This is a genomic window from Streptomyces sp. NPDC038213, assembly GCF_055600495.1.
This window is the reverse complement of the sequence record NZ_JBVJYM010000038.1, coordinates 63,648-69,647: the sequence shown is the minus strand read 5'-3', so window position 1 is coordinate 69,647 and position 6,000 is coordinate 63,648. Positions and strand designations below refer to the sequence as shown.

At 70.5% G+C, this 6,000-nt stretch carries 5 protein-coding genes and 2 pseudogenes; 2 read left to right on the top strand and 5 right to left on the bottom strand.

Annotation, left to right across the window (positions count from 1 at the left end; all coding sequences use genetic code 11):
* Positions 1 to 640 (top strand): annotated as a pseudogene (locus ACZ7JZ_RS32730) (hypothetical protein); the annotation flags it as partial.
* A gap of 99 nt (positions 641 to 739) precedes the next feature.
* Here the strand turns inward: ACZ7JZ_RS32730 and ACZ7JZ_RS32725 are convergent.
* From ACZ7JZ_RS32725 to ACZ7JZ_RS32705, 5 genes and pseudogenes are all read right to left on the bottom strand, one after another.
* The gene (locus ACZ7JZ_RS32725; RefSeq protein ID WP_470945905.1) at positions 740 to 1,603 is read right to left on the bottom strand and encodes an ATP/GTP-binding protein; all 864 of its coding nucleotides are present in this window, start codon (positions 1,601 to 1,603) and stop codon (positions 740 to 742) included.
* The gene (locus tag ACZ7JZ_RS32720) at positions 1,597 to 2,196 is read right to left on the bottom strand and encodes a hypothetical protein (RefSeq protein WP_470945903.1); all 600 of its coding nucleotides are present in this window, start codon (positions 2,194 to 2,196) and stop codon (positions 1,597 to 1,599) included. The genes ACZ7JZ_RS32725 and ACZ7JZ_RS32720 overlap by 7 nt, the downstream gene beginning before the upstream one ends.
* 242 nt (positions 2,197 to 2,438) lie before the next feature.
* Positions 2,439 to 2,603, bottom strand: a complete 165-nt coding sequence (locus ACZ7JZ_RS32715) for a hypothetical protein (RefSeq protein WP_470945901.1) — start codon at positions 2,601 to 2,603, stop codon at positions 2,439 to 2,441.
* Between the two features lie 453 nt (positions 2,604 to 3,056).
* On the bottom strand, positions 3,057 to 3,764 hold the full coding sequence (locus ACZ7JZ_RS32710) for a hypothetical protein (protein WP_470945919.1): 708 nt from the start codon (positions 3,762 to 3,764) through the stop codon (positions 3,057 to 3,059).
* 585 nt (positions 3,765 to 4,349) lie between these two features.
* Positions 4,350 to 4,496, bottom strand: a pseudogene (locus tag ACZ7JZ_RS32705) (helix-turn-helix domain-containing protein); the annotation flags it as partial.
* A 464-nt stretch (positions 4,497 to 4,960) separates the two neighbouring features.
* On the opposite strand from ACZ7JZ_RS32705, the gene ACZ7JZ_RS32700 reads away from it, so the two are divergent.
* Complete coding sequence (locus tag ACZ7JZ_RS32700) at positions 4,961 to 5,449, top strand: ATP-binding protein (RefSeq protein ID WP_470945898.1); 489 nt, start codon at positions 4,961 to 4,963, stop codon at positions 5,447 to 5,449.
* Positions 5,450 to 6,000: the final 551 nt, after the last annotated feature.

Below are 6,000 nucleotides of genomic sequence, written 5' to 3'. Positions count from 1 at the left end.
GGAACTCCTTGGGATAGGGCTTGGGCACGACAACATCCTTCCAGGCCGCTTCTCAGCAAGCCAGGTCAGGTGTCACTCAACCCTGCAGCAGTCCCCCCCCTGGGGCACGCACTTCGGCTCCGGCGACGCGGTGGCCTGCCTGACCGTCAAGGACGGCAAGGCCAGCGGCCCGTTCACCCGCAAGGTGGAGTTCATGAAGCTCCGGGCGCAGCGGGCCGGCGCCGCGCCGCATGCGCAGTACATGGCGGCGGGCGCCCTCGCGGATGCCGCGGTGAGTGCGACGGAGGTGTCCGAGGCGGAGTTCGTGACGGGCCGCTACACGGATCTGCCGTTCGTCCTGGGGCTGAGGGTACCGGGGGTCGTGCAGGCGGTGGCGGACAAGCGGGACGGCCGGCGGCCCGTGTGGTTCTATAGCCGGACGGACCTGTCGTGGGCGTGCGTGATGTTCTGCGACGGCTCGGCCCCGGCCAGGGTGTGGCAGTCCGGTGCCCGCTGGCTGTGGGACGAGACGGAAGCCGCGTACCGGTGGTGGGAGGGGCTGGGCCGGCCCGGCGTCGGCGATTTCGGCCTGACCGTCGACCGGGACGGGCAGCACCCGTGGTTCAAGACCCCCGACACCCTCGTGAGCCAGGCAGAATAGGCCGGACCTTTTGAACGCCGAAGGCCCCCACCGGGAGCTGCGGCACGCAAGCCGCCTCTTCCGGATCTCGCCGGACCCAGCAGATCCGGGGAAGACGGCCTACTCGATGACGACTTGGACCTCCGCCACAGTGACGTCGACTGCGCTGCTGCGCACCTCCGACAACTGGCCGGCCTGGGCTCCCCCAGTGACCTGCCAGTCGATCGACCAGGTGGACGTCGCGGTGACGTGGTACTTGCCCGAGGGGGTAATCGACGACGGGCGCTCGTAGCGGTGTCCGCAGTCCGGTGAAGGGGCGGCTCCGTACTGCGGTCTGTAGGGGGTGCCGGCCGTGGTGCAGGTGACCTTCTTCCCGTCGCCCATCGACCACACGATCTTGGAGACCTTGGCTGTGGCTGTCACTGTCATGTTGCCGGCGGACGCAGATGCACTGTTCGGCCCGTAGGTTTCCGGGCCGGTGGCCGTCCATAGGTAGACAGGCATGCCGAGCACGCCTTTGCCGCCGGGTTTGGGCGTGATCCCGATCTCCGGGGGCCGCAACAGCATCTTGTCCACGGCCTCCTGGGCCAGAAGGGCCGGATCGACGGCCGGGGCCTCCGGGGGCTCTGGTGCCCAGACCATCCTGATGACCGTGAGCGTGCCGTCAACGGTGCAGCGTTCTTCGTAGACGGCTCCTTCGCCGGGCTTGTGCCCCTCCCATTCGAGGCTCCCTTCGGGTGGCTGCGGGTCGGCCAGCTTGTACGTGCACTTCCACAGGGAGTCCCGCTCGGAACTTCCGCCGCCTCCGCTCCCGCCGGTGCCACCGGAACTGCCTCCGGTGCCGCCGCCGGGCTTCCCGGGGTCCCTGACGATCGTACATACCCAGTCGCCTCCGCATTTGTCGACCGCGCTCACTGGTCCGGCCTGGGCGAGCGCTGTGGCCGCCAGCGCAGCCGTAGCCACCAGTGCCCGCGGCTTCAGCATGCCCGCTCCGTGGGCTCGTTCTGAATGACCTTCCAGCCGTCAGGCCACCTCTCGACAACCGCGGTGACGACATACCTGGTCAGCCTGTTACTGGGCAGGGCCACGGGCTTGCGTGTAGCCCTGGTGACGGCCTTCCACTGAGACACGTCGAGGCAACTGGAAAGCCTGACGTTCGGAATCTTGCGATCGATGTCAGTGTCCGTGACCGTGGGGGCGCTGATGCTGACGGAGCCGATGAGCAGCTGGTCGTGCTTGGCCAAGTCCTCAATGTCGTTCCTCGCGCTGATGAGAGTGGCTCCGGCGGCGTACGACGCGAGGGCTGTGCCCTCGGGGCTGCCTTTCGCGTAGGCCTTCTCCATCTCCCTCCAGTACAACTGGTAGGTGGAGATCACCTGCGTCTTGGCGATCTCGACCGGTTCGACGGGCACAGACGTCCGCGGTGCAACGGAGGCCGTGGGGACCCGCGTGGGCTTCTCGTCGCGGCTTCCGGTCCCTGTGGTGCAGGCGGATACGAGGGCCACGCACAGAATCAGGTACGCGGGAACGGCTCGGACACCAATCTCGTCGCCGAGTCGTCGTTCGGTTCGCGCCATGGGTGCTGCTGCCTCCTAGGTAAGAGGGCCGCCGTGACCGGAAGTCGAATGTTTGCTGACTAAAAACTCACAGCACAGGTTCAATGATTAGTACAGGCTGGCCGCCCTCACACGCTAGCAAGTTCTGAGCAACTGCAAAGCCAGATAAGGATTTCCAAACCCTGGACCTTCTAGCCTGCCGAGCCGTCACCTGTCGTCGTGCAAGGCCGCGGGCTCCCTCGAAGCGGAGACCGCTTCGCCTGCTACCCCACGCCGAAGTCGCTGGGGCGGCCGCACGCGACCCGGCCGCCCGCCAGGTACCCGTTGCGGGAAACGGCGGCCAGCGCCGCGCCCAGCTGGTCGGGAGCGTCGTCGTGGCGGCCGACGACGTCCCCGTCGAGAAGGAGCACTTGTGGCCTGGCAAGCACGGCCTTGACTCGACCGGCGGGAGGTTGGGCGAGGAAGCCGTGGAAAAGGTCTGCGCGGTCGGCCTCCGCACCAGGAGCTGCAGGGCGCGGCTGTACGGCTGAACACAGCAACCCACTCCGCCAGGAACGGGGCGTCGAGGCAGCCCGTGAGCAGGCGGCCGCCGTTCTCCAGCAGGGCCATGAAAGGGTTGCGCGGCTCGGAGCCGTGGGTGTCGGAGTCGGGGAGCAGGGTCGACGGCAGGCGGGCAAGCAGTGCGGGGTGGCCGTCCACGAGGCCTGCGGTCATGGTCATGGCGTGTCCGCCCTCGGGCTGGACGAGCACGGCCTCGGCGGCGGTGTCGAGCGGGGAGCAGCTGTCTCCCGCCCCTGTGCCCGGTCGGGTGTGCAGTGCGCGGGCGTGCGCCGCGTCACGGCTGTCCCGTAGGGCCGGCCGGTCGTGGGGCAGGAGTCCGGTCACCTCGGGCTCTGGGCGTAGGCGGAGTGTTCCTGGGTGGGTTGGTGCTGTGGGAGTTGTACGTGCCGTGCGTCGGCTGCCGCGGTGCCGTGCGCTTGGGCGTGCTGGCGCTCGGTCCGGTCCCGGTATGCGTTCTCGGCGTGGGCTTCGTCGAGCATGCGGTCCCATCGCAGGGCGTGCCGGAGCCGTTGGGCTTCCCGTGCGGTCTCGGCGTCGGCTTCCAGGCGGGCCTTGAGGTGGTGGACGGCGGTCTGCGCGGAGCGGTCGTGGCACTTCCAGCACAGGCCGTCCTGCGGTTGCGGGCCCTTGCCCGCCGCGGAGCAGTCCGGGCCGGCGCACTCCCACCAGCTGGGTGCGGGAATCCTGATCCGTCGCCCCGGCATCCCGGCTGCGCGCTGGTCGGTACGGCGCTGGGCGCAATTGGGGCAGGTGTCGCCCAGGTGGAGGGTCTGGCCGTCTTCGCACATGGGGTCCGGGCAGTCCACCGAGGGCCGTACCAGGGCGACGGCCACGCCGACGGGGGTGGTGAGGTGTCCGTCGGCGTGGGCGCGGGCGTAGCCGTGGGTCCACCAGCGGCGGCGGATGCGTTCGATGAGCTGGTGCGGGGTGCGTCCGTGGTCGAGGGCGTTGAGGACTGCCTCGCGGAGCACGGCCGGGCGGTGGGCGGGCAGGAGTGCGGCCAGCTCGGTCGGCCACTGTGCCTCCACCGTCCGGACGGCCTGGGCGAGACGTGCCGGCGTTGCGGCGACTCCGAGGCCTGCCCGTGCTGACCCGGGTGCCTGGGGGCGGGTGGTTGCGGAGGCGGCGCAGTTGCCTGGGTCTGGTGCGCTACTACCTGTGGGGGCCCTGCGGGCGTCATCGGCGCTGCGCGCCGCAGGCGCCGTCGGGGTTTCTTTCGGGGGGAGGGTTAAAGGAGAGGGTTGGGGGACTGTGAGTCCCCCCTGCCGGGACTGGTAGTCCCCCCTCCCCCGGGACTCACAGTCCCCTCTGCCGTCCGGTACTGGCGGGTTTGCGGGAGGGGACTGGCAGTCCCCTCCCCCGGCGGCTGCCGGGCGGCGGGGCCTGCCCTTGTCGCTGCGCGTCGCACGCGCCGGGGCCGGCGGGAGCGGGGCGCGGTTCCCGTCGGTCAGGGGTGGGAGGCCTCGGTGGGCGCGGTCCTGGTTGACGCGGGCGAGGCGCTCGGGGCCGTACCAGGCGGCGGGGATCTGGAGGTCGTAGACCTTCGGGCGGGCGTGGGCGGGGATGTAGCGGGCGGCTTCCTGGTTGCCCAGGGCGATGACGCCCTGCGCGAGGAGGTGGGCCAGGCGGCGCTGGACCGTCTTGACGTCGCACAGGGCGATCCGGGCCAGGGTCCGGCGGGAGGGGAAGGCGTTGCAGCCGTCCGCGTCGGCCTTCTCCGCCAGGCCGGCCAGCAGCATCCGGTCCGTCGTACTCGTCACCGGGCTGTCGTGGAGAGCCCACAGGATCGGTTCAAGCGCCACGGCCCACCACCGCCTGCCGCTGCCGGCAGCAACTGCCCGCAGACCATGGGGCGTGCGGTGGCGCGCCCCGGTGACTTCCGCGTACGCTCGACACTCCGCGCACCTCCCACTTCCAAGGACTGGGTGCTCTCCCTGCGTCCCGGGCGGACCAGGCCGGGGACGAAGGCTCCGCGGGCCCCACCACGATTGCGTGGAGGGGCCCGCAACAGTTCGGGCAACGAAAAGGTCTGGGCCCGACACAACCGCGGGGACATCACTGGAAAGCTCACCACCGCAGCCCACCAGAGGTCACGACCTGACAACAGGCGACCCCAACCCCGGGACCGGTGACTCACCGGGACTCACCAGCGCGGGCCACTGCAAGGGCGCAGAGAGCAGGGGGAGTTCGCCTCAGCCAGGATCGAGCCGGTCCGGCGAAGCCGATGTCGGTGAAGAGGTCGATCGGATGTACCCCCGCGCCTCGCCTGAATGGATCCGGTCAGGGGCGGAAGCCGGGGATGCAGGTCCGACGTCTTGATGCCGGTGCGGGAGCGGCGCCTGGGCCGGGCAGGGTCGTCCCTGTCGACCGCATCATCGCCGCAGTCGCGGCCGGACCCCTCACCCCACCCCGTCCAGGCAGCACGCTCCGTGGCCGAGATACCGAACTCGCCGCCCTGCGCGCGCTGCTGAACCGGTCCAAGGGAAAGTTCGCGGTGGTGTCCGGGACCGGCGGCGTCGGCAAGACCACCCTCGCCGCAGCCCTCGCCGAACACGCCACCAACCGGGAGCACCCTGCACGGGCCGGAGCAGTTCACCGAGGACAAGCTCCGCGTCGCCGTCGCCTGCGGACTACCCGAGGAAACCGTGGACGCCGCCCGGGCCCGGGCTGGCCGCGCACCCTTGACGGGTCCGCCTGTTGTGGGGGCAACTAATCGGGCGGGGAACGTGGTTGCTCGTCCTCGACGACCCCGCACACCTCGGACCCGACGGATCAGGAACGCGGATCAGGACCGGTGGGTGACTACCGCGGCTGGATCCGCCCCACCGGAGCCGAGTCGGAGTCCCGCCCGGCTGCCGGGCGGCCAGCTGCTGCCCACCCGCCACTCCATCGCACCCGGTCAGCCGGCGGTGCCCCAGGACAGGCTGACCCGCTCCGGACTCGCGGCACCAGGCCGGCAGGGGCCCGACCGGCCAAAGGCCTCAGCTCCACGCGCGCGGCTGCCCCGCTGGCCGTCGTGGAGGGGATCTCCGCCGCTCCGCCCACCTACACCGACCGAAAAACAACCTCGGCGGTCTGTTTTTTGCTGACGCCCCGGCAGACATGCGCATCATCCACACACCATCCGCAAGATCACCGAAGGCCGGGACCAGCCGCCCGGTCGGCTCAGTGAAGGCGGGTCATCGATTTGGGAGGCGCGTCGGGCGGGGCCGGTGTGGATCATCGCGCCACGACGGAAGCAGCGTGCACCGGGGCAGCGTCCTG

Bases quoted from the DNA above. Each gene is read 5' to 3' on its own strand.
- ACZ7JZ_RS32720 (WP_470945903.1), bottom strand. From the start codon at position 2,196: ATGGCGCGAACCGAACGACGACTCGGCGACGAGATTGGTGTCCGAGCC.
- ACZ7JZ_RS32700 (WP_470945898.1), top strand. From the start codon at position 4,961: ATGTCGGTGAAGAGGTCGATCGGATGTACCCCCGCGCCTCGCCTGAAT.
- ACZ7JZ_RS32725 (WP_470945905.1), bottom strand. From the start codon at position 1,603: ATGCTGAAGCCGCGGGCACTGGTGGCTACGGCTGCGCTGGCGGCCACA.